This is a genomic window from Ruegeria sp. E1 (genome assembly GCF_056534225.1).
This window is the reverse complement of record NZ_JBQFPE010000002.1, coordinates 307,343-332,150: the sequence shown is the minus strand read 5'-3', so window position 1 is coordinate 332,150 and position 24,808 is coordinate 307,343. Positions and strand designations below refer to the sequence as shown.

Below are 24,808 nucleotides of genomic sequence, written 5' to 3'. Positions count from 1 at the left end.
GCGGGTATTGTTTCGTGTGAGTTGATCATTCTGCTCGTCGCTTAGTTTTGGCCTATTTTCCTTGCCCGCGGCCTTTTGGCCACGAGAGTTCAGATCGACTTTTTTACCGAAAAACTAATTTAACCATCCCTGCTAACTCAGATACTCAGGGCCATAATTACCGGCAACCTGATAAGATCAGCGCCTGAAAAGCAGGCGGGACATTGCCGAGAGGGTTCAAAAATCCGCCGAAGAGGCGGTGTAAACGAGCATTTGAGGCGAATCTAAGGCAGTTAATTCCGCCTTTAGTTTAAGAAAGATTAAAATTGCAAGGGAATCAGGTGATTGATCTGTTTCAAAACTGGTCAGTTCGACCTGATTGCTCTTGCGCGTGGGGTTCAGGCCTTGGGCGCGCCATATTGATGCCATCGTTAATCGGAAAATTGCTTTTGTTGTGAAGTGGGCTTTGAGTATGCAAACGCAGATTGCCTATATGGACATTCTCATATGGCTGAGCGAGCAATGAGGTATCATGATTTTCAAGTTGATTTGGTTTTGTTAATTGCGATCAGGACATGACTAATTCCCAACCACTGACCGAGCCGGAATTCCTGGCCTTGATCAGCCACCCCACAAAGACCGAGCTATTAGATAGCGTGGCGGGTTTCTGGCAAAAGGGGCAAGGCTTCACGCTTGCTACGTTAAATCTGGATCACATCGTTAAGATGCGACAGATGCCTAGGTTTCTAGAGGCCTACAAGTCGCATAGCCATGTGGTTGCAGATGGAAACCCGATTGTCTGGCTATCCCGACTGGCAGGCCGGTCGATCGAATTGATGCCAGGATCCGATCTGATTGCGCCACTTGCCAGTCTGGCGTCAAAGCATGATGTGCCGGTCGCGTTGCTTGGTGCGACCGAGGAAACTCTGAACGCGGCGGCTGAAAGTTTGATGCGCCTATATCCTGGTTTACGCGTGGTGGCGAGAATCGCTCCGCCATATGGCCTGGACCCGGACGGGGACGAAGTGACTGGATATTTGGAAACAATTCATACGTCTGGCGCAAGATTGTGCTTTCTCGCGCTTGGCGCGCCGAAACAGGAGATATTAGCGGCGCGTGGCCTGGAACTCGCACCTCAGTGTGGATTTGTGTCCATTGGGGCGGGTTTGGACTTCATCGCAGGAAGTCAGGCGCGGGCGCCCATTTGGGTCAGAAAGCTTGCTCTGGAATGGGTGTGGCGGATGCTGAGTAATCCGCAAAGGCTGGCTGCGCGCTATGGGCGATGCATTCTGATCATGCCCGATCTGACGTGGAAGGCGCTTCGCGTCCGGTTTGCACGCTAAGCTTTTTCGCAATCTGCCAATTGTTCGAGGGGGCGGCTGATATCTGTGTAACCCAGTCTTACAGTCGGCAAAATATCAGGCACCGTAGCGCGCCAGAAACATATCAACGGCCTGAATTGCGACCTCATTGATTTCTTCAGGAGTGAATTTCTCTTGAATCCCGAAAACCGCCTTGTTCCAGATCCGCACTTTACACAGCTCTGAAAATTGTGCTGCCGCGACCTGCACGTCGTCAATGGACAACTCGCCTTTGGCAACCGCCTTTTCAAGGTATCGCGCCATATGCTCCTGTCCATTTCTGGGGCCCGCATCATAGAACGATCTGCCAAGTTCGGGGAAGCGTTCACGCTCGGCCACGCAGACACGAAAGACCTGCTGCGAAAACTCTGACACCAAAAAACTAGCCAGCTGTGTCGCGGTGATCATCAAAACCTCGCGCACCGGCTTTGTCTCATCGATCATCGAGATCACACGTTCAGCCATCCTGCTGCATTCAGTTTGCGCAACTTCGACGAACAAAAGCCGTTTGTCGGGGAAATAACTGTACAGCGTCGCCTTCGAGACCCCGGCGGCGCGCGCGATATCATCGACGCTGGCACCTTCAAACCCGTCCGCCATAAATACCTCTCGCGCGCCTTGCAGGACCTGATCAAATTTACGGCCCGTGCGAAGAATTGTGGCGGCTTGGGTCATGATGTCTCCTGAGCGTGTCTGCAGGGCAAGGGTATAAACCGTTCGGTTCAGGTTCAATGATTTTGTTGCGCTGCCGCGGCTCGCTGACAATGTAATCAATAGCTGTGGCGAGGGGCGATTGTTCAGCCGATTGCTTCAATCGAACATGGCTTGGCTGCCTATTTCGTGGCGCAGGAACCTCCGCTTGGCAGAAATCGGTCGCAACAAAGTTGACAAAATCGCAGGTCGCGCAAACAAACGATTTGTATTGATATATTTGGAAGACAGCGCGCTTATCGCGGATTGAGACGTTTGTGACCATGAAAATAGTGCCTCTTGCTATCTCGGATGTTAAACTCATCACGCCCAAGCGCTTTGGCGATCAACGTGGCTTTTTTGAGGAAACCTATAATCTGGACAGCTTCTCGGCACAGGGTATCGAGACAGTATTCGTTCAGGACAATCACTCTTTGTCGGACGCCGTTGGCACGGTGCGCGGCCTGCATTTCCAGTCGCCTCCGCGCGCGCAGGCCAAACTGGTGCGGTGCGGACGCGGTCGTTTTTTTGACGTGGCGGTCGATATTCGCAAGGGTTCACCGACCTTTGGTCATTGGGTGGGCGAGGAATTGAGTTTTGAAAACGGCAATATGCTGTTGGTGCCCGCCGGATTTGCACATGGGTTCATGACTTTGGAGGCGGATACTGAGATCATCTACAAGTGCTCGGATACCTATGCACCTGAGACCGAAGGCGCAGTGCGTTGGGACGATCCCGATGTCGGGATCAGTTGGCCGCTGGAGATTGCGCAGCCGCTTTTGTCCGAAAAAGACAAGGATGCTCCGCTGCTTCGCGACATCGTATCTCCTTTTTCGTTTGAGGTCATTTGATGAAAATTCTGGTCACAGGTGGCGCTGGCTTTATCGGTTCGGCGGTGGTACGCCGCGCAATTGCGGATGGTCATTCGGTTGTGAACGTCGATGCGCTGACATATGCCGCCTGTCTCGACAATGTTGCATCGGCGGCCTCGTCGCCGAAATATTTGTTTGAAAAAGCGGATATTCGTGATGCTGCGACGATGACCGAAATCCTAAAAAAGCACAGACCGGATGCGATCATGCATCTTGCGGCAGAAAGCCATGTCGATCGCTCGATCGATGGTCCGGCCGCATTTATCGATACAAACGTGACAGGAACCTATGTTCTGTTAGAGGCCGCGCGGTCCTACTGGATCGAGGCGGGGCGGCCCGACAGTTTCCGTTTTCACCACATATCAACGGATGAGGTGTTTGGATCGCTTGGAGAGACGGGGTTTTTCACCGAAGACAGCCCGTATCAGCCAAACTCGCCCTATTCGGCCTCAAAGGCGGGGTCGGATCATCTGGTGCGCGCTTGGCACGAAACTTATGGCCTGCCGGTGGTGATGACCAACTGCTCGAACAACTACGGGCCCTATCAGTTCCCGGAAAAGCTGATTCCGGTGGTGATCCTCAACGCTCTGTCTGGTCGACCCATTCCTATTTATGGGGCAGGGGATAACATTCGTGATTGGCTGCACGTTGAAGACCACGCCGAGGCTCTGCTTTTGGTGCTGGAAAAGGGAGAGTTGGGGCGCAGTTACAATATCGGTGGTGAGAATGAGATGACCAATCTCGACCTCGTTAAGATGTTGTGCGCTATCCTTGATCGGTTGAAGCCGGGGAGCGCTCCTTATGCCGATTTGATCACCTTTGTTACCGACCGGCCCGGCCATGACCAGCGCTATGCGATTGATCCGACCCGGATCAGGCAAGAGTTGAACTGGCGTCCATCCTATACTCCGCAGACCGGATTGAATCAGACGGTTCAATGGTATCTCGACAACGGCGACTGGCTGAACGCGTTGTTGCAGCGAACTGGTGTCGGTGAACGCCTTGGGGTCGCCAAATGAAGGCGCTTGTATTTGGTCGCACCGGGCAGGTTGCCACCGAGTTGCGCCGACGTGCGAATGCGCACAGCGTGGAGGTTGTGACGCTTGGTCGGTCTGATGCGGATCTTGCTGATCCGGGGGCTTGTGCCGATCTTGTCCAGCAAACCGATGCATCAGTGGTCATCAACGCAGCGGCTTATACTGCAGTGGATGCTGCCGAAGATGATCGTGCCCTGGCGCAGGTGGTCAATGCAGATGCACCGGGCGCAATGGCCCGCGCTGCCGCCGATCGTGGTTTGCCGTTTCTGCATGTTTCCACGGATTATGTGTTTGACGGATCAGGGTCTCAGCCACGGACCACGCTGGACCGTACCGGCCCGTTGGGCGTCTATGGTCAGACCAAGCTGGACGGAGAACGACAGGTGGCCGGGGCAGGGGGCTGGCACGCGATCCTGCGTACAAGCTGGGTATTTTCTGCGCATGGAAAGAACTTTGTTAAAACGATCCTTCGACTGGCTGAGACGCGGGATAGATTGACCATTGTCGCCGATCAGGTTGGAGGGCCAACACCTGCCGCAGATATTGCCGATGCGCTGCTGGTGATCGCCAGAGGTGGCGCGCGGGCTGAAGGCGGGGTTTTCCACTACGCGGGAGCCCCGAATGTCAGTTGGGCTGAATTCGCACGCGAAATCGTGGGGCAGGCGTGCCTGACCGTTCAAATCGAAGACATCCCCACAACCGACTATCCAACTCCTGTGGCACGCCCGCTGAACTCACGTTTGGATTGTGCGCGGATTCGTGAGGTTTACGCGATTGCCCAGCCCGACTGGCGGGTCGGTTTGACCGACGTGTTGGCCGAGCTGAAAGCCTCAGGCAACTGAAGACCGAAAGGAACGATCATGCAGCGTAAAGGTATCATTCTTGCCGGCGGCTCGGGCACGCGGCTTTACCCGATCACGATGTCGGTCTCAAAGCAGCTGCTGCCGATATACGACAAACCGATGATCTTTTATCCGCTGAGCGTTCTCATGCTCTCAAATATTCGAGAGATTGCAGTCATCACAACGCCGCAGGATCAGGAACAGTTTCAAAGCCTGCTTGGCGACGGCAGCCAATACGGGTTGTCACTGACATGGATCACCCAGCCTTCTCCGGACGGGTTGGCTCAGGCTTATACTCTGGCCGAGGAGTTTTTGGCCGGGGCACCATCTGCCATGATCCTTGGGGACAACATATTCTTTGGCCATGGTTTGCCGGATCTACTTCGCGAGGCTGATGCCCTGGACAAAGGCGGGACGGTTTTCGCATACCGCGTCGCGGATCCCGAACGGTACGGCGTGGTCGATTTTGACGGTAACAAAGCCAGGGCCATTATCGAGAAACCCAAGGTGCCGCCATCGAATTACGCCCTGACCGGGCTCTATTTTCTGGACGGGGATGCCCCTGCGCGCGCACGGCAGGTCCAGCCATCGGAACGGGGTGAGCTTGAGATCACGTCGCTGTTGGAGATGTATCTTCAGGACGATTTGCTGGACGTTCAGACCATGGGCCGGGGTTTTGCCTGGCTGGATACTGGTACCCATGGGTCGTTGCTGGACGCCGGAAACTTTGTGCGCACCCTGACAGACAGGCAGGGATTGCAGACCGGCAGTCTGGAAGAAATCGCATGGACAAATGGCTGGATCGATGATGCTGCACTGCGAGAACGGGTGCGTCTATTCGCTAAATCTACCTATGGCGACTATCTCAAGTCTTTGCTGGACTGATCCGCGCAATCGGCGAATCAATTTGTCGGAAAATTGTTTGCGTTGGTGTGCGCTAGTTCACTGACGGCGGCAGATCAGGTGCGTTAGAACTGAATCCAGAGCAAGCAGTCCGATATGGTTTTCAACCTGAGATTGAAGCTTCTGAGGGTGTAATAAACAATCGCGGTCGCACTGCCTAATTGTAGCGAGAATGAGGCGGAATTTTGTCAAGTACGGCGATTGCGACTTTGAGAAGGGGGTTAAATATGTGTAAACTGAGTATTGAAGCGTCGACACGAAGGGGCTAACTACGTGCTCGTTGTATGCTTCTGTAGCGTTGGGGCGTGTATTTGGCCCTTCTGAGCAAGGTTTAGTGGTGAAGCCGATTTTAGGCTTAAGGTTTAAAGGTTAAGTATGTCTGTTCAGGATACCAATATTTCCGCAAAGACCGGAGCGCATCGCGCAGTTCTTTCCTCGAAAAGCGACTCGTTTGGGTCGGTGCGCCTGTACCACAAACTTTTCAAGCGTCTGCTGGATGTCTTTGTTGTTGTTCTGGCTCTGCCCATCGTGCTGCCGATTGTCGTTGTCCTTGCGGTTTTGGCTGCGCGGGACGGAGCGAGCCCGTTCTATGGTCAACGGAGGGTTGGCCGTGATGGCCGGATCTTCACCATGTGGAAGCTGCGTACCATGGTCCCGAATGCCCAGTCGATGCTGGACGGGTACTTGGCGCAGAACCCGGTTGCGCGCCGCGAGTGGGAAGAGACGCAAAAGCTGAAAGATGATCCTCGGATCACTCACTTTGGTCAGCTTCTCCGCAAGACGTCTTTGGACGAGTTGCCGCAGCTTTGGAATGTTCTGATCGGCGACATGAGCCTGGTGGGCCCGCGACCGATGCTGCCCGAGCAGCAAAAGCTGTATCCGGGCAAGGCGTATTTCTCGCTGCGCCCCGGTCTGACTGGCGCATGGCAGGTTTCCGAGCGTAACGCGAGTTCCTTTGCCAGCCGCGCAGATTTCGACACCTCGTACGCAAACGATCTGACCTTCAAAACCGATGTTGGTATTCTGTATGCAACGATTGGTGTAGTCGTTCGGGCGACCGGTTACTAAAGATTAGGCCTGTTTCGTTCGCGATGGTCTCCTTCGGCTTCGCCGCCGATTCTTCTTGCAGTCGACTTTGTCAGATAGCTTACCCAAAGGATGACTCTGGTCTTAGATTTGTCCAAATCTAATGGCAGTATTTCACAAGAGTGATCACGCCCGCGCTTCAAGGAATCGCCGTATTTTTGCCATTCAATGGACGATAGAGGGCTGGATTGTGCGCATATCGGAAACTGTTTTAAAGATAAGGAAAGAAAAAACCCCTGTGTTTCCAAGCAGCGTACCGCGCGATCAAATTTGTTATGGGAACCCCTGTGGACAACAAAGATGCAGATAAGATGAAATAGATGAACAAGCCCCTAATTTTCTGGGGTTACACAGTCGTATCATTGGCATTCCTCGTGACGCCGCATAAACTCAGACCGGTTAATTTATGGATGGTTCAACAGTGAATAATTCTGCCAGGGAAGGTGATATCGCAATCGTTGGCATGGCCGCGCACTTGCCGAAGGCGCCTTCGATAGATGCCTTTTGGACCAACTTGCGTGAGGGGGTGGAATCGTTCCAGTTCCTCAGCAAGGAGCAGCTTTTGGCGAATGGCGAAGTTCCGCACCTGCTGGAGCGGCCCGACTACGTTCCTTATGCATCGCCACTGGAAAATTTCGAGGAGTTCGATGCGGAATTCTTTGGTTTGTCACCCAAGGAAGCCGCGATCATGGACCCCCAGCATCGCCATTTTTTGGAGGTCGCATGGGAAGCCCTTGAAAACGCAGGGCATCCGCCAGAGAATTTCCCTGGTCCCATCGGAGTGTTCGCGGGCTGCGGGATGGGCAGCTATTTCTATTTCAACGTCTGTTCGAACCCGGACCTGGTTGATGACGTTGGATTGTTCCTTTTACGGCATACCGGCAATGACAAGGACTTTTTGTCGACCCGCGTCAGCCACATATTCGACCTGAAAGGGCCGAGTGTGAATGTTCAGACAGCGTGCTCGACGTCGCTGGTCGCAACGCACTATGCCACGCAGGCGTTGCTGACAGGCGAGTGCGATATGGCGATCGCTGGCGGCGCGACGATCGAATTCCCTCATAATAGGGGTTATGTTTACAAAGAGGGCGAGGTTCTGTCGCCTGACGGTCATTGCCACGCCTTTGATCATCGTGCGCAGGGCACTGTGTTTGGGTCGGGTGCGGGCGCTGTCGTGCTGCGTCGTCTGTCCGATGCAATTGAGGATGGCGACCACATCTGGGGTATCATTCGGGGCACGGCGGTTAACAATGACGGGTCCGCCAAGGCCGGATATCTGGCGCCTTCAGTTGATGGACAGGCCGCAGCAATCTCAGAAGCGCATGTGATGGCAGATATCAAGGCGGATACGCTGGACTATATCGAATGCCACGGAACCGGGACCTACCTGGGCGATCCCATCGAGGTTGCAGCGCTGACGCAGGCCTTCTCGGAAACGACGCACGAGACAGGATTTTGCCGTCTGGGGTCCGTCAAAACCAATATCGGACACCTCGATACGGCCGCTGGGGTCGCGAGCCTGATCAAGACATCTCTGGCACTGCACCATAAGGAGATCCCACCGAGCCTGGGGTTCGAGAAACCAAACCCGGCAATCGATTTCGACAACAGCCCTTTCCGGGTGAACGACGAGCTGACCGAGTGGGTGCCTCACAAAGGCCCCCGGCGTGCAGGGATCAACTCGCTGGGTGTTGGTGGAACCAATGCGCACGCAATTCTGGAAGAAGCGCCCGAGCGGGCTGCCTCGGAACCGTCGGATTGGCCGTTCCAGATCTTAACGGTTTCGGCGCGCGGGAAAAAGGCGTTGGACGCCAATAGTACCGCACTGGCTAATCATCTGCGAAACAACACCGATCAGGATTTGGCAGATATCGCGTGGACCCTCAAGAATGGGCGGCGCGGATTTGAAAAACGACGTGTAATAGTGGCCGAAAGCCATGAAAATGCGGCGAAACTTCTTGAGGAAAACGATCCACGCCGGGTGTTCACGCATTCAGTGATTTCTGACGCGCCAGAGTATGTATTTATGTTCCCCGGTGGTGGGACACAGTACGCTGGCATGGCGCGCGATCTGTACGAGACCGAGCCGGTTTTTGCGGACTGGATGGATCGTGGGTTGGACATTCTGCAAACCAAGCTGGACTATGATGTCCGGGCGCTTTGGCTGCCGGAGCCGGGACAAGAACAAGCCGCGAACGAGCGGTTGGATAGCCTTGAAGTGCAGCTGCCGCTGATCCTGATAACAGAATATGCATTGGCGCAACTGTGGATGGCCTGGGGCATTCAGCCAACTGCTTTGTTGGGGCACTCGCTGGGGGAAAACACATCCGCTTGCCTTGCAGGCGTCATGTCGTTTGAGGATTGCATTGGTCTCGCCTACATGCGCGGCGCACTTCTGATTACGCTTCCGGAGGGGGGTGTGCTGAGTGTTCCCCTGCCTGCGGATGAGCTGACACCGCTTTTGGGGGATCAGCTTGATCTGGGGGTTGTGAACTCGGCAAATCTGAGCGTTGCCTCAGGGCCGCCGAAAGCTTTGGACGAATTGGAAGAGCGTCTGGCGCGTCAAGGGGTCGAGTGCCAGCGCATTCCGATCTCAACTGCGGCACATTCGCGGATGTTGGATCCGATTCTGAAGGACTTTGGCGATTATCTGCGGTCCATCGAATTGCATCCTCCAAAAATCCCGTTCCCATCGAACCGGACCGGAGATTGGATCACCGACGAACAAGCCACCGACCCGGAATACTGGGTCGGACATCTGCGTCACACCGTGTATTTTTCGGATTGTGTCTCCACGGTTTCGGAAAAACCCGATCAGATATTCATTGAAGTCGGACCGGGCAAGACATTGTCTTCGCTGACCGGGCAACATGAAAAAGTGGACGCAAATCAGGTCATTGGCACCCTGCGCCACGCAAAGGACGATATTGCCGACGACGCATATTTTCTTGCCATGCTGGGCCGTGTCTGGGCTTTGGGCGGATCTTTTGACTGGGATCAGATCTGGGGCGAAGCGCGGCGCAACCGGGTGCCGCTACCCACTTATGCGTTCCAGCGGTCACCCTATTTCATTGAGCCGGGTAAGGCGCAGACGGAAACCGCCAACCAATGGCCGATGCGCATCGAGAACACCGATGACTGGGGATATCGAATTGCATGGACACCGAAATACGCAGCTTGCGACGTTGATGTCACCGGCGATCTGTCAGAGGCTTCTCAGGAAAGCTGGCTGATCTTTGCGGATGAGGCCGGGTTCTGTACCGGCCTGTCCGAGCGATTGCGGCAGGCCGGGCACAAGGTTGTTACCGTCACGCCCGGTGATGCCTTTGCGCGCGTAAGCGATGATCACTATCAACTTGCACCTGAACGTGGACGCGAAAGTTATGATGCACTGCTGCGCGATCTGGTGGCGCACGAGCGTATCCCGACCCGGATCGTGCATGGCTGGCTGTTGACGCAGGCCGAAACCTTCCGCCCTGGCGGCAGCTTCTTTCACCGTAATCTGGAACAGGGCTTTTATAGCCTGTTCTTCCTGGCGCAGGCCATCGGAGACGAAGACCTGCCCTTGCCTTTGCATATCCACGTGCTGAGTTCCGGTGCATTGCAGGTCAGGGACGAGGCGCTGCCTTATCCAGAAAAAGCAACCGTGACCGGCCCGACCCGCGTGATCCCTCACGAATTTCCGGGTCTAACCTGCGCGCTGCTTGATATCGACCTGCCGCAAAGCGCAGGTAAACGCCGCGCCCCTGCCCTGCCCGAAGGTCTTGCGGATCAAGTGCTGGAAGATTTGCTGGCCCCCCCCGCATCTTTCACGGCAGCAATTCGGGCTGGTAAACGGTTTGAGCAAGGATATCGTCCACAGGTTCTGGCGGAACCTTCGCTGGAAGACTTGCCCCTGCGCGATGGCGGCACCTATCTGATCACGGGCGGATTGGGCGGTATCGGACTGATATTGGCCGAAGCGTTGGTCGAAAAATCTAACGCCAACATCGTCACGCTTGCGCGTGGTGAATTGCCGCCTCGGGATCAATGGGCAAATGTGCTGAAAAACTCGGCGCCGCAGGACAAAACCGCCCGCCGCATCCGGGCGATCGAAACGCTTGAGGCCGCAGGCGGGAAAGTTCTGCCGATGTCGGCTGATGTCAGCAATGTCGAAGAAATGCGCCAGTGCATTGACCGCGCAAAGCAGGAATTTGGCGAGATCAACGGTGTGATCCATGCCGCTGGTCTGGTAGATGACGCTCCGATCATGGCTAAGACCATGATGGAGGTCGAAGACGTGTTCACACCCAAGATCCACGGAACTCAGGTCATTGACCAGATATTCCCGGATGGGTCTCTGGACTGGCTTGTTTTGTTCTCGTCCACCTCAACCGCCACCGCGCCTGTCGGTCAGATCGACTATGTGGCGGCCAACGACTACCTGAACGCCTATGCCCGATCACGGGCTGGTGGGAAAACCCAGGTCTTGTCCGTCAACTGGGGCATCTGGTCAGATGTGGGTATGGCTGCCAACGCGATGGAGGTTCGAACCGGGTCCGGTGAACCTGCTCCGGTCACACCGGCTGAGGCGCCGATGCTTGACTTTGCGACATTTGACGAGACTGGAAACAGGGTTCTGACGGCAACCTATGACGCGCATGATCGCTGGTTCCTGAATGATCACCGCACCAAGGCCGGTCATGCGCTTGTACCCGGTACCGGCTATCTGGAACTGGCGTCCGAGGCGTTGCGTGCTCAGGGTGAAACCGGGCCCTTCGAGATCCGCGATCTGTTTTTCCTGCGACCGCTTGCGGTGCCGGACGGAGAATCTCAGCAAGTTCAATTGCGCCTGCCGCGCAGTGATGTCGGCTATGAATTGACGGTTGAAAGCGGATCGAATGACGCATTTGAACTGAATGCTCAGGCCAGCCTGTCGCTGCTGCCCCTGATCACTCCCGCACCGCTGGATGTGGCGGGCATAACCGCCCGATGTGGTCCCGCACATCAGGCAGAAGGCGCAGGGCGTCTGCATTCTCCGCAAGAGGCGCATCTGAGTTTTGGCCCGCGCTGGCGTGTTCTGACCTCGACCGCGTTGGGACAGGACGAAGGTCTGGCGCATCTGGCGCTGTCCGAGGGGTTCAAGTCAGATATCGAGGCTGGTTATCACCTGCACCCTGCCCTGATGGATCTGGCAACGGGCTGGGCGATGGAATTGATTGCAGGATACCAGCCCTCGCATTTGTGGGTGCCAGTTTCCTACCGTTCTGTCCGTGTTTACAACAGCTTGCCCGCCGAAATTGTCAGCTGGGTCCGCAATGCGGGCGACAACCGCGCCGATGGTGAGACGGCAAGTTTTGACGTCACCATTGCCGCGCCCGATGGCACGATCTGTGTCGAGGTCGAAGGCTTTTCGATCCGCCGCATGGAAAGTGCCGTCGATTTTGCGTTCACCGAAAGCACGCCAGCGGTTACATCCGAGGTCGATGCGCCACCGCCGCTGTCTCCGGCCGAAGAACGCTTGCGGCACAACCTGTCGCAGGGCATTCCGGCGACCGAAGGCCCAGACCTGTTCTTCCGGGCGCTGGCCAGCGGACAGTCGCAGGTCATCTTGTCTTCGCTCGACCTCAATGGCCTGATCGCGCAGGCCGCTGAAAGCGGAACTTCGAACGAAAGCGCGGAACAGAAATTCCAGCGCCCCGAACTGGATTCGGACTATGTCGCGCCGGAAAATGATATCGAACGCCGCTTGGCCGGATTCTGGCAAGAGCTTTTGGGCGTCGATGAGATTGGTGTCGAAGACAGCTTCTTTGATCTGGGTGGTCATTCGCTGATTGCGGTGCGCCTGTTTGCGCAGATCCGCAAGGCGTATAATGTCGATTTCCCGATCTCGGTACTGTTCGAGGCTCCGACCATCCGCAAATGCGCGGATCTGATTGCCGCACGGGGCGTCCCGAAAGACGGGGACGAGGATGATGCCACGGCAGCAGCGACCCCCACAGCTCCGGAACGTCGCTTTACCCATCTGGTGCCAATGCATTCCGGTGAAGGCGGCCCGAAAACGCCGTTCTTCCTAGTGGCAGGCATGTTTGGAAACGTGCTGAACCTGCGCCATCTGGCACATCTGATGGGCACTGACCGGCCCTTCTATGGCTTGCAGGCGCGTGGCCTTTATGGTGGTGAGGAACCGCACCGCGATCTGCGCGAGGCAGCCCGGGATTATATTGCCGAGATGCGGCAAGTTCAGCCGCACGGTCCTTATATGCTGGGCGGATTCTCAGGCGGCGGTATCACCGCCTTTGAGATCGCGCGCCAGCTGACCGAGGCGGGTGAAGAGATCGCGGCGCTGATTATGTTGGATACGGCCTTGCCAGTGCGGCACCCGCTGACAAAACGGGATCGCCTGATGATCCAGTGGCAGGAGATGCGGGACAAAGGCGTAAGCTATCCAATCCAGTGGGCCAGGAACCGGATCGCCTGGGAAATCCAGAAGCGTCAACCCATTGAAGAAACTGCAGAGGCTGGCCAGCAATTTCACGACGCCGAAATCGAGGCCGCCTTTATGGAAAGCATAGGTTGCTATCCGTTGCATCGTTGGGATGGTCCGCTGACCCTGTTCCGTCCGCCTTTAGCTGGGAAGTGGCAACTGGGGCCGGATAAACTGGTGCATCATGAGCGGTATTACGTGACCCATGACAACGACTGGACACCCTGGGCGCCTAATATCGAAGTGCTTGAGGTTCCCGGCGACCATGATTCGATGGTTCTTGAGCCAAATGTACGGGTGCTTGCGGCGCAGATGAAAACATGCCTTGAGAACGCTGAGCGACAGATCAAGCGCCCGCGAGCAATGATTCAGGAGGCGGCGGAATGAGCTTGTCTGCCCCCACGCTTCTGACAGTCATCCTGAACTATAAAACGCCCGAGATGACGTTGCGCTCGGCCAAAGCCGCGCGCGAAGCCATGGAGGGAATCGCCGGCGAGATCATCATTGTGGACAATGATTCACAGGATGGTTCCTATGACGCGATCGTAAGTCACGTTCAGCAACAGGGTTGGGACAAAGACAATCGCGTCCGGGTTATCCAGTCGGGCCATAATGGCGGGTTCGGCGCAGGAAACAACGTGGGTATCCGCGCAGGTCTGTCGGATGGTACCCGCCCCGACTTTGTCTATATCCTCAATTCCGACGCTTTCCCGGCGCAAAATGCCATTCAATTGCTGTTGGAGCATCTGCAAAACACGCCCGAGGCCGGGTTTGCCGGTAGCTACATCTATGGTGATGACGATGTTCCGCACCTGACCAGTTTCCGGTTTCCATCGATTGCCAGCGAATTGGAGGGCAGCCTTAATTTTGGCCCTGTAAGCAGGATTCTGAAAAACAAGGTTGTTCCCATTCCCATTCCAACTGAAACATGCCCGGTCGACTGGCTGGCGGGCGCGAGCATGATGATGCGCCAGCGTGTTCTTGATGAAATCGGACTGTTTGATGAGAGGTTTTTTCTATATTTCGAAGAAACCGATCTGTGTCGGCGCGCAGCTCTGGCGGGGTATCGAACCGACTATGTACGTCCCAGTGAGGTCATGCATATCGGGTCCGCCTCGACCGGTATGAAAACCTGGAACCGGGTGCCGGGCTATTGGTTCGACTCGCGTCTGCATTATTTTGTTAAAAACCACGGGGCATTCTATGCCGCCTGCGCAACTGGCGTACATTTGATAGGCGGATTTCTGTTTTGGCTGCGCTGCCTGATCACACGTAAACGCAGCGGTGTTGCCCCCCATTTTTTGCGTACCCTTGCCTGGCATGACCTGTCGGCCTGTTTTCGCGCGACAGTGCGGAACCGGAAGCAGGATAATCTGCCTCAGCCTGTCATTGGAGAGTAACAATGTCATTCAGCACATTTCTTGTCGGTCACGAGTCCCTGGTCATTCAATGTGGGGAAATGCTGCGTGAAGCGGGGCACGGCATTCAGGGTGTTGCGACCCGCAACAAAGATGTCGAGGCTTGGGCCAAGTCGCACAACCTGCCGCTCTATGCCCCCGGCGCGGATTTGGCGGACCGGATCAACAGGCTGACGTTTGACTGGCTACTGAGCATCGCGAACCTTGATCTTTTGCCTCAAGCGCTGTTGGACAAAGCCGCAAAAGGTGCAGTGAATTTCCATGATGGTCCGCTGCCGCGCTATGCCGGTCTGAATGCGCCTGTCTGGGCCATTCTGAACGGCGAAGCGCAGCACGGAATCACATGGCATATGATATCGGGCGGTGTCGATGAGGGCGGCATTATTGCCCAGAAACTGTTTGATATTGGCGCCAGTGAAACTGCCCTGACCCTGAATACCAAATGCTATGGCGCGGCGATCGAGAGCTTTGCGGATGTGATCCGGGCGCTGGAAACCGATCAGCCTGCGGCCCCGCAGGATCTGTCGCAGCGCAGCTACTTCGCTAAAAACGCCCGTCCCCCGGCGGCGGCTCGGCTGGATTTTTCGAAATCTGCAACTGAGCTGGCGGCCCTGACCCGGGCGCTGGATCATGGCGAATACTGGAACCCTCTTTGCTGCCCCAAGGTCGAACGCGACGGTCAGATCTGGCTGGTTGGATCGGCGGTTGTGCAAGACGATCAGACCGATGCCGAACCCGGCACCATTCTGGCTAACACGCCAGAGTCGGTAACAGTTGCAACCCGCGACGGGGCGATTGAAATCGGCTCGTTCCGTAATGGCCTGGGTGCGCCGGTATCGTCCGATGGGATGATGAATAGTGGCAGCGCGCTTTCGTTGCCAACAACTGAGGGCTCTGAGGCGATAGACCGCGACATTGCAGCAGCTCTGGGTGCCGAACCCAAATGGCGTGCTCGGCTGGAAAATCTGCGCCAGGTCGATATTCCGCTGATCAACGCGGCAGCCCCATCCGGAGCGCCGCGGTTTCAGGTTCTGCATATGCCCGACGGCTTATCCGACAGTGCGGTTCGGGCCACCCTTGCTGTGCTGATCGCGCGCCTGGCAAATGCGTCTGATCTGGATTTGGCATTGCGCCTGGAGGGTGGCGATTCACCCTATCTCAACAGCTGGGTGCCGGTACGATTCGACGCCGGGCAGGTATTCTCAGCCGCGCAACAATCGCTTGAAAAGGCTATCGCAGAGGCGCAGGAGCTTGGCCCATTTGCCTGCGATCTTCCTGCGCGTCTACCCGGCGCAGATCCGTTGCAGCCTCCTGTAATTGGCCTGTCCGGTGATGTGTCGGACGGGCTGGTGCCGGGAACAAGCCTGTGTCTTGCTGTCTCCGGTGGACAGGCAGCCCTGTTTGCCGATAGCGGCCACGTGTCCGAGGCCGCATTGCGATTGTTTGCAGCCCGGTTGGAAAACCTGCTGGCTTCGGTATCACAGGCTGCAGAGGGCGATCTTCAGATTTCCGAGCTGCCTATTTTGCCAGATACGGAACGTGCCCAGATACTGGAAGACTGGAACAACACTGCGGTCGAGTACGATCAGACCTCTTGTGTGCATCAGCATTTCGAGGCGCAGGTTTTGCGCACCCCGGATGCGCCTGCGCTGGTTTTTGAAGGCCTAAGCTTTTCTTATACCGAATTGAATGCGCTGGCCAATCAGGTTGCGCATGTCCTGCGCGACATGGGCGTGGGGCCGGATACGCTGGTGGGGTTGCACGTCAAACGCTCTCCTCTGCTTTTGATTGGGGCGCTGGGTATCCTGAAGGCGGGCGGTGCTTATGTTCCGATGGATCCGGCCTATCCGGCGGATCGGACGGCGCTTTATCTGGAAGACAGTAGCGCGAAAGTGGTTCTGACGGAATCCGGTCTGGCATCAGGGCTGCCAGATCAGGGTGCGCAAGCCTTGCTTTTGGACACAGATCCCCGGCTGGGAACGGCTGCGACCAGCAACATAGATAGTGGCGTGAATGCCGCTAACCTCGCTTATATGATCTATACCTCGGGTTCGACCGGGCGGCCCAAGGGTGTCATGGTCGAACACCGCAATGTGTCGAATTTCTTCACCGGCATGGATGATCGGATTACCCACGATCTGGCGGGCGTCTGGCTCGCCGTGACCAGCCTGTCCTTCGACATCTCGGTTCTCGAGCTGTTCTGGACGCTGGCACGCGGCTTCAAGATTGTCCTCAGTAACGATGAAAACCGCGCCTTGGTGGCGGGTGACTCGACGTCCGGGGGCTCCATCACAGGCCAGGGCATGGAATTCAGCCTGTTTTACTGGGGCAACGACGATGGCGTCGGGCGCGATAAGTACAAGCTGTTGCTTGAGGGCGCGAAATTTGCGGACAAGAACGGGTTCTGCGCCGTCTGGACACCCGAACGCCACTTCCACGCATTTGGTGGGCCTTACCCCAACCCGTCGGTGACTGGTGCTGCAGTTGCTGCTGTGACCGAGAACATCGGTGTGCGCGCAGGTAGTTGCGTCGCGCCCCTGCACCACACGGCACGTATTGCCGAAGAATGGGCAGTGATCGACAATCTGACCAATGGACGTGCGGCGCTGGCCATCGCGTCTGGCTGGCAACCCGACGACTTTGTCCTGCGACCCGAAAACACCCCGCCCGAGAACAAACCCGCCATGCTTGAGGCCATAGGGACTCTGCGCCAGCTCTGGGCGGGTGAAGCAGTTGAATTTCCAACCAAATCCGGCGAGATGCACAGTGTTGTCACGCAACCGCGCCCGGTCTCCAAGACCTTGCCGGTCTGGGTTACGACGGCTGGCAATCCTGATACCTGGCGCGAAGCAGGTGCTATCGGCGCCAACGTATTGACCCACCTTCTGGGTCAAAGCGTTCAGGAAGTTGCCGACAAGATCACCATCTATCATACTGCCCTGCGTGAGGCTGGTCACAACCCGGATGACCACAAAGTCACTCTGATGCTGCACACCTTCGTCGGCCAGGACCGCGAAGAAGTGCGGGAAATCGCGCGGGAACCCATGAAGGATTACCTGCGTTCAGCCGCCGGGCTGATCAAGCAATATGCTTGGGCCTTCCCGGCCTTCAAGAAACCGCAGGGCGTTTCGAACCCGTTCCAGCTGGACCTTGGCAGCCTGTCTGACGAGGAAATGGAAGGCATCCTAGATTTCGCCTTCCTGCGCTATTTTGAGGATTCCGGTCTTTTCGGTACGGTCGAGGATTGCCTGAACAGGGTGGAAGAACTGAAGCGGATCGGGGTCGATGAAATCGCCTGCCTGATCGACTATGGTATATCCGTTGGTCAGGTGATGGATGGGCTGAAACCTCTGGCTGAGGTTCTGCGTCGTTCAAATCAGGATGTCGGGTTGGCCGAGGATGATTTCTCGATTGCGGCGCAGATTGTTCGCCACAAGGTCAGCCACCTGCAATGCACCCCAAGCATGGCGCAGATGTTGCTGATGAACGATGAAGCGCGATTTGCCCTGTCCAAAGTCAAACACATGATGATCGGCGGCGAGGCGCTGCCCGGTTCATTGGTCTCGCAGATCAACAAGCTTTCACCGGCTCATATTGAAAACATGTACGGGCCTACTGAAACAACCATCTGGTCGACGACCGAAACCGCTGTAACGGTGGATGGTGTCGTGAACGTGGGCACGCCGATCGCAAATACGCAGGTATATGTGCTGGACGACGACAGAAACCCTGTGCCAATTGGCATGGCCGGAGAGCTTTACATCGGCGGCGCTGGCGTGACCCGTGGCTATTGGCAGCGCGAAGACCTGACCGCCGAACGGTTCGTTCCAGATCCGTTTTCGGATGGTGCGGATGCGCGGCTGTATCGCACTGGTGATCTCGTGCGTTGGCGGACGGACGGAAAGCTTGATTTCCTTGGTCGCGCCGATCATCAGATCAAGCTGCGCGGATATCGGATCGAACTGGGCGAAATCGAAAGCCTGCTGGATACGCAGTCTGGCGTGCGGCAGTCGGTTGTGGTCGCACGCGAGGATACGCCGGGTCTGGTGCAACTGGCAGCCTACATGACTGTTGATCACCCTGTCGACGAAAAGGCGTTGCGCAGTGCTTTGTCATCCCACCTGCCCGACTATATGGTGCCGACCCATTTCGTAACGCTGGACAGCTTTCCGTTGACCCCTAACCGCAAAGTGGATCGTAAGGCGTTGCCTGTGCCCTCGGATCAGAAACCACGGGTTCCGGCTGCGCCCGCCACAGCTGGCTCTGGCGGGTCGGTCAGTCAGCAAATTGCAGCAATCTGGTCACGAATACTCGGTGTCTCGGACATCAGCGGGCGTGACAACTTCTTTGATCTGGGAGGACATTCTTTGCTGGCGGTGCAAGCGCACCGGGAAATTCGCAAAGAACTGAATGTCACCAGCCTGAGTATTACCGATGTGTTCCGGTTCCCTACTCTGGCTGCTTTGGCCGAAACTGTTGAACAAAAGACCGGTGCCAAAGCGCCCGAGGCCAGTCCGGCGCAGGACACCTCGGAAAGGGCCAGCAGCCGCAGTGATGCCATGGCGCGCCGACGGGAAATGCGGGCGCGTCGGCGGTCTGCATAGTCAGGGAATACGCGTGGGCGATGTGTTTTGACAGGTTGCCCGCGCAGTTACCCTTTGGGGGCTCTCATCAGACCGGGTTCGCATCATGATCACTCGCTATGTTCCTAATGCTTTCACCTCAGTGGCTCGCAAGCTTGGCATAGGGTTCAAAAAACCCATTGGCAGACAAAGCTTTGAAGCGCTTTATGTCGCGCCTTGCCTTGCTGTGCCCAATCCGCAAAAGGTCTTTCACCTTGGCCATAGTCTTGTTGGCCCTGATATGCCCGAAATGCTGATGCAACTTGCCGGAGAGGGACACAGTTACAGCAGCCAGATCGGATGGGGAACGCCTCTGAGGGCGCATTGGGAGCCGGAAGAACCCATAAACGGCTTTGAGGTGCACAATTTACCCGACAGCAGCAAAGATGCCCGAGAAGCCATCGCTTTGGAGGCCTGTGACAGCCTTGTTCTGACCGAGATGGTCGAGATTCGCGCAGCGATCCGATATTTCGACAGCGCCAAATACTTGCACAAATGGATCGAACTAGGCCGACGATCCAACCCGGCGATGCGAATTTTCCTTTACGAAACCTGGCACACACTGGACGACAAGGAAGGATGGCTGAACCGGATTGACCGGGATCTGGATCGCTATTGGGAAAAATCTGTCCTCCGGTGCGCCCTTGCATATGAGGATCAGCCCAAGCCTGTGTATATCATCCCTGCAGGACAGGTCATGGCGCGGTTCGTGCGCGAGGTTGAAAGCCGTGGTGGCGTCGGAAAGATCGTAGGCCGGCGTGATCTGTTTTCAGACGAGGTTCATTTGACCGACTATGGTATCTATCTTGTGGCGCTAACCCACTTTGCGGTGTTGTATCAGAAGTCTCCGCTGGGCCTTCCGTTTACCCTGAACAAAGCTGATGGCAGATCCGCCAATTCACCCGGCCCCGAGGCCGCGCGTCTGATGCAGGAAGTCGTTTGGGATGTCGTCACAAAATATGCCCCAACCGGCGTTCGCCCTGAGATGAGGAAGCCTCCGACAGCCTGAGCCAGTACGCAGGATGCCGCAAAACAACGATGCTGCTATTCGATCTAATGTTGGTAAAGTTCGACCGAGGCGCAGCTGCGTGATGTGTGGTAAGAACCTCTGAAATCAGCGGACTCATTAAACGGATCCATGCCAAACTTATTCGCCCATTTGATGCTCCTGATCTGGCCACTGGTCATGGTTGTGCTGTTCAGGAAACTCTCGGCAGACAGGGCGCTTGTATGGTCTTTCCTTGGGGCGTTCATGTTGTTGCCGCCCGAGGTTTATATTGACCTGCCCCTTGTCCCGACCCTGAACAAATACACCCTGCCCAGCCTGGCGGCGCTAGTCTTGTGCATGACGATGACCGATCACAAGATTCGTCTGTTCCCCGAGTCAAGGATCATTAGCCTATTGATGGTGGCCTATGTACTAAGCCCATTGGTGACGGTTATGACCAATCGTGAGCCACTGTTCTATGCGCACGTCTTTCTGCCGGGTTTGACGATCTATGACGCGATTTCCGAGATTCTCAAACACGCGATAACGATTATCCCGTTTATTCTGGGCTTCAACATCATTTCCACCCAGGCGGCCAGGCGCAACTTTCTTACGATTTTCATGATTGCGGGGCTGATCTATTCGATCCCGATCCTGTTGGAAGTCAGGCTGAGTCCGCAAATCAACAACTGGATCTACGGATATTTCCCAGGTCTCTTTGGGCAACAGATTCGATTTGGGGGTTATCGCCCTACAGTATTCATGGGCCACGGCCTTGTTGTGGCGTATTTTATGCTGATGTCAGTCCTGTCCACGGCAGTCCTTGTTGCGGGATCACAAGGCGAGCAGCGTAGCCGATACTTTGGGCTTCTTCTCTACCTGCTGGTCATTTTGATCCTGTGCAAAACCGTTGCCGCGATTCTGTTCGCGTTTATGTTCGTTCCTATCATTCTGTTCTTTGGCCCACGCATGAAGGGCTGGGCAGTATTGGCCTGTTCTGTCCTTGTGCTCGCCTATCCGGTATTGCGGGCTGCTGACGCCGTTCCGGTAGATCGGATGCTGGAGTACGCAGCGTTGATTCAGGCCGAGCGTGCTCAGTCGCTTGGGTTCCGCTTTGACAATGAAAAGGAGCTGCTGGATCACGCGGCGCAAAAATCCCTCGCCGGGTGGGGATACTGGAACCGAAACCGGTACTTTGATCCGGATACGGGGCGAAACCTCTATGTCCCTGACGGGTACTGGATCGTTGTTCTGGGTACGCTCGGCTGGATTGGGTATATCTGCATCTTTGGCCTGTTGACCGTCCCCTTGATCCGAATGTGGAGGTTGCGGAATCGCGGTATTGAACCGGACGACCCCGATATCGTTTACGGGATCGGTCTGATGTTGGCGATCAATCTCGTCGATCTGATCCCAAACTCGGCGATCAACTATGTGACCTGGCTTCTTGCAGGTTTGCTTTTGTGCTATGTGCCCGGCAGAGTTTCATCAGACGTTGACGCGGTTACCGAAGACGATAGCGAGCCTTTATCCGAACCGGTAAAGCATACGCGTCGCCCACGCGGGAATCGCCCTGCGCTTGCGCCTAATCCGCCGCGCATTGTTAGAACGAAGCGGTCTGATCCGCGCGCATAGTGTCAGGACTTGTGCGTATGCAGGTCTCGGGCAGGTACGCCAGCGACGGTGGCGCCGGATTCCACATCCCGGGTTACAACGCTGTTGGCGCCGACGGTTACATGGTCTCCTATTGTGAGTGGCCCGATGATCTTGGCGCCTGCCCCCAAATCTACATGACCGCCCAGCACAACGGATGAGACCAGAGTAACCTGGTGGAAGATCATACAATTTGGTCCGATCCGCGCGTTTGGATGGATGATTATCCCAGTTGGATGAGGCAACCTCAGACCACCCTCGATATGCGTGTTCAGGTGAATCTCCGATTGCGTAATCACCGACCAGAAGCGATGGACCAACGTCCAGTACTTCGACAACAGCCAACCAAGCGGTCCGCCGCGGGCTTTGGCCTTCTGATAGCGGCGCACTGCTCGCAACAGCTTGTAACCGGGATCCCAGAATTGGCGAACCTCTTCCCGGGACCAATCCGGAACCGTGGCTGAAATCGCAGGCTCCGGGTCGCTCTGGTCAGTCCGTTCGACTATCATATCGCCCTGCATTTGGTAGGGATCAGAAGCCCAGACGCGCAAGCCGTGGGTAGATCCTGCGGTACAAGACAGGTGGCAACCAATTCTCCAGCGTTTCCTGCCGCCGCGACTGACGATCCAATTGATCTTCGGTTCCCGGGCGCGGCTTGAATATGGTCGAATGCGCCTTGCGGCTGGGGTCCCAGGTTGCAGTGTAGTAATAGAGCGCGATGGACTGGCGCGGTTCGCCGTTTGGATGGTTCACCTTCTCGGGGTTTCCGTGGAACGTGTTTGACCCGGTTGAGAAACAGCACATGCGGTTGAACGTAGGTACGAAGCTTTTTACTTTCGTGCTCATGTCATTGCTCCAGATTTCGAAAGAGCCGCCCCATTCTTCGCGCCAGTCGTCATTCAGGTAGATCAGCACGTTTAGCCGCCGCTCGACTATCATCTGCTTGTGCAAGTTGAAATCTGCATGAATATCCAGATGGCCGCCATTTTGAACGCGATGAATGCCAGCGCCGATGTAGTAGGGATCGGGGATGAGACCTTTGATACCGGTCATCTCTTCCAGAAACAGGATGAAGGGGCGCGAATTGAAGGCATGAAATAGATCGCGCGAATAGGTCGGAAGCCGTTCCGGATTGTATTGGGTTTTCAGGTTTTCCTGCGCGCGCTCAAAGGTGTCGCTGTCTTCGTTCTCTTCAAGCGATTTGAGGTCCGACTGGACCTTGCGCAGAACCTCTTCGGGAAGAAAATTATCAATGCAAATGTGGTTGTATGGCTGCCCACTCTGATATTCTTCGGCGAACGGAGCCGCCGCAGCACGGGCGCGTTCTACAGATATGTTCAGACCTTCAGGATCAATTTGATAGATTGCCATTATTCGTTCCTATCTCAACCAAAGTAATACATACTCTTTAGACCATCGCTTGATCCTGACGAGAATGATCAGGATCAAGTAACTTTACCCAGAAAATGGACCCGGACATTCGGAATTGCAATGTGGCATATCCAACGTCCGCTATGAATTCTCTAATCCGAGACGATGGCGATAAAGTGGCAAAATTGTTTGAAATCTTTCAACACAGCGCGTCGGGCCACGGTACAGTGTTTTTTGGGCGTAGGTCCTGATTTAAGCGGCTACCGGTGGCGATTGGAGAATCAACGGGATGAAAATTGTCTGGCGTGACCGTTTTTCTGCCCCTATTGCGTGAAATAGTGATTTAAGTGTCCTTGCCGGTTGAAACAGAGTTACTCATTTTATGCCCAAGTTGTTGATTGTTGGTACTGGATATGTCGCTGACCTCTATCTCAGGTCGCTCCGGCTTTATCCCGACATCGAGGTGATCGGATGCTACGATCGCAATAGTGATCGGTTGGCGCAGTTCTGTGCTCATTGGGCTCTGCCCGCAGCAGACGATTTCGATGCGCTTTTGGCTTTGGGCGGGGATGGAGATATTCTGGTAAACCTGACCAATCCGGCTTCGCATTATGAGATTTCGCTGGCGGGTTTGAAGGCCGGGTATCACGTCTATTCCGAAAAACCCCTTGCGATGGAAATGGAACATGCAGCCGAATTGACCGAGTTGGCGACCAGTCGGGGTTTGCACCTCAGTTCAGCGCCCTGCAGTTTTCTGGGCGAAGCCGCGCAAACGATTTGGGCTGGGTTGCGGGCGGGTGTGATCGGACCAGTCCGATTGATCTACGCCGAGATGGATGACGATTTCATCTCTCAGGCTCCTTATCAGAAGTGGTTCTCCGAAAGCGGTGCCCCGTGGCCAGCGAAGGATGAGTTCGAAGTGGGATGTACCCTGGAACATGCAGGCTACTACCTTGCGTGGTTGTTGCCGATGTTTGGCCCAGTTCGCACGGTGGTCGCTGCATCAGCCGAATTGGCAGACAAAAGCGACGTGACCCCCAACGCGGCCCCGGATTTCTCGGTCGGGACCTTGTTTTTCGAAAGCGGTGTAGTCGCCCGCTTGACCTGCTCCATTCTGGCCGCGCATGACCATGAACTCCGGATCGTTGGTGATGATGGCGTCATCGAAATGGATGAATGCTGGAACAATGCCGCCCCGGTTCGTGCGCGCAAACGCTTTGTGTTGCGCAGACGGTTGGTTAACGCGCCGATTGCCCGACGGCTTAAGCTCAAGCAACCCACCCATGCCAAACTGGGTCGCAAGGGCGCAGCTTCGATGAACTTTGCTCTGGGCATTGTCGAGATGCGGGATGCCATTGTTGAAGGCCGCCCCAGCCGCCTGTCCGCTGACCTGTCCCTTCACATGAATGAGGTGACGCTCGCACTACAGAACGCGGGTGAACATCTTGGGTCTGTCGCAATGAAAACCCGCTTTGAGCCGGTCAAACCGATGCCCTGGGCCGAAAGTCTGGCGTGACGGC

Annotated in this window: 15 protein-coding genes; 12 read left to right on the top strand and 3 right to left on the bottom strand. The window is 55.9% G+C overall.

Translation table 11 applies throughout. The features are described 5' to 3' along the window. Nucleotides 1-554: 554 nt before the first annotated feature. Entirely contained in the window at nt 555-1,322 is a 768-nt protein-coding gene (locus tag ACR0FG_RS03360; RefSeq protein WP_480890074.1) for a WecB/TagA/CpsF family glycosyltransferase, read from the top strand. A 75-nt stretch (nt 1,323-1,397) separates the two neighbouring features. Here the strand turns inward: ACR0FG_RS03360 and ACR0FG_RS03355 are convergent, their stop codons facing one another. Continuing rightward, complete coding sequence (locus tag ACR0FG_RS03355) at nt 1,398-2,015, bottom strand: TetR/AcrR family transcriptional regulator (RefSeq protein WP_480890071.1); 618 nt, start codon at nt 2,013-2,015, stop codon at nt 1,398-1,400. 299 nt (nt 2,016-2,314) lie between these two features. On the opposite strand from ACR0FG_RS03355, the gene rfbC reads away from it, so the two are divergent. The 10 genes from rfbC to ACR0FG_RS03305 all read left to right on the top strand — a co-directional run bounded on the left by rfbC (nt 2,315) and on the right by ACR0FG_RS03305 (nt 21,899). Next, the gene (rfbC, locus tag ACR0FG_RS03350) at nt 2,315-2,881 is read left to right on the top strand and encodes a dTDP-4-dehydrorhamnose 3,5-epimerase (protein ID WP_480890163.1); all 567 of its coding nucleotides are present in this window, start codon (nt 2,315-2,317) and stop codon (nt 2,879-2,881) included. Further along, a complete protein-coding gene (gene rfbB / locus ACR0FG_RS03345) occupies nt 2,881-3,921 on the top strand; it encodes a dTDP-glucose 4,6-dehydratase (RefSeq protein ID WP_480890069.1) in 1,041 nt (346 codons plus the stop codon). Before rfbC ends, rfbB begins: the two co-directional genes overlap by 1 nt. After that, nucleotides 3,918-4,781 (top strand): dTDP-4-dehydrorhamnose reductase, encoded by an 864-nt coding sequence (gene rfbD / locus ACR0FG_RS03340; RefSeq protein WP_480890067.1) that lies wholly within the window; start codon nt 3,918-3,920, stop codon nt 4,779-4,781. Before rfbB ends, rfbD begins: the two co-directional genes overlap by 4 nt. An 18-nt stretch (nt 4,782-4,799) precedes the next feature. After that, nucleotides 4,800-5,666, top strand: coding sequence for a glucose-1-phosphate thymidylyltransferase RfbA (rfbA, locus tag ACR0FG_RS03335; protein WP_480890065.1), 867 nt, complete (start codon nt 4,800-4,802; stop codon nt 5,664-5,666). 393 nt (nt 5,667-6,059) lie between these two features. Further along, on the top strand, nt 6,060-6,752 hold the full coding sequence (locus ACR0FG_RS03330) for a sugar transferase (protein WP_480890063.1): 693 nt from the start codon (nt 6,060-6,062) through the stop codon (nt 6,750-6,752). 424 nt (nt 6,753-7,176) lie between these two features. Next, nucleotides 7,177-13,623, top strand: a complete 6,447-nt coding sequence (locus ACR0FG_RS03325; RefSeq protein ID WP_480890060.1) for a type I polyketide synthase — start codon at nt 7,177-7,179, stop codon at nt 13,621-13,623. Beyond that, the gene (locus ACR0FG_RS03320; protein ID WP_480890059.1) at nt 13,620-14,636 is read left to right on the top strand and encodes a glycosyltransferase family 2 protein; all 1,017 of its coding nucleotides are present in this window, start codon (nt 13,620-13,622) and stop codon (nt 14,634-14,636) included. Before ACR0FG_RS03325 ends, ACR0FG_RS03320 begins: the two co-directional genes overlap by 4 nt. 2 nt (nt 14,637-14,638) lie before the next feature. Then, the gene (locus tag ACR0FG_RS03315) at nt 14,639-19,258 is read left to right on the top strand and encodes a MupA/Atu3671 family FMN-dependent luciferase-like monooxygenase (RefSeq protein WP_480890058.1); all 4,620 of its coding nucleotides are present in this window, start codon (nt 14,639-14,641) and stop codon (nt 19,256-19,258) included. A gap of 85 nt (nt 19,259-19,343) precedes the next feature. Beyond that, nucleotides 19,344-20,285, top strand: coding sequence for a hypothetical protein (locus ACR0FG_RS03310; RefSeq protein WP_480890055.1), 942 nt, complete (start codon nt 19,344-19,346; stop codon nt 20,283-20,285). A 129-nt stretch (nt 20,286-20,414) separates the two neighbouring features. Beyond that, the gene (locus ACR0FG_RS03305) at nt 20,415-21,899 is read left to right on the top strand and encodes an O-antigen ligase family protein (RefSeq protein ID WP_480890053.1); all 1,485 of its coding nucleotides are present in this window, start codon (nt 20,415-20,417) and stop codon (nt 21,897-21,899) included. A 2-nt stretch (nt 21,900-21,901) separates the two neighbouring features. On the opposite strand, the gene ACR0FG_RS03300 is transcribed toward ACR0FG_RS03305, so the two are convergent. Together ACR0FG_RS03300 and ACR0FG_RS03295 are read right to left on the bottom strand one after the other, a co-directional pair. Beyond that, complete coding sequence (locus ACR0FG_RS03300) at nt 21,902-22,426, bottom strand: serine O-acetyltransferase (protein ID WP_480890050.1); 525 nt, start codon at nt 22,424-22,426, stop codon at nt 21,902-21,904. 22 nt (nt 22,427-22,448) lie between these two features. Beyond that, the gene (locus ACR0FG_RS03295; RefSeq protein ID WP_170710651.1) at nt 22,449-23,288 is read right to left on the bottom strand and encodes a 2OG-Fe(II) oxygenase; all 840 of its coding nucleotides are present in this window, start codon (nt 23,286-23,288) and stop codon (nt 22,449-22,451) included. Between the two features lie 382 nt (nt 23,289-23,670). Between ACR0FG_RS03295 and ACR0FG_RS03290 the strand changes: the two genes are divergently transcribed. Then, nucleotides 23,671-24,804 (top strand): Gfo/Idh/MocA family protein, encoded by a 1,134-nt coding sequence (locus tag ACR0FG_RS03290; protein WP_480890047.1) that lies wholly within the window; start codon nt 23,671-23,673, stop codon nt 24,802-24,804. Nucleotides 24,805-24,808: the final 4 nt, after the last annotated feature.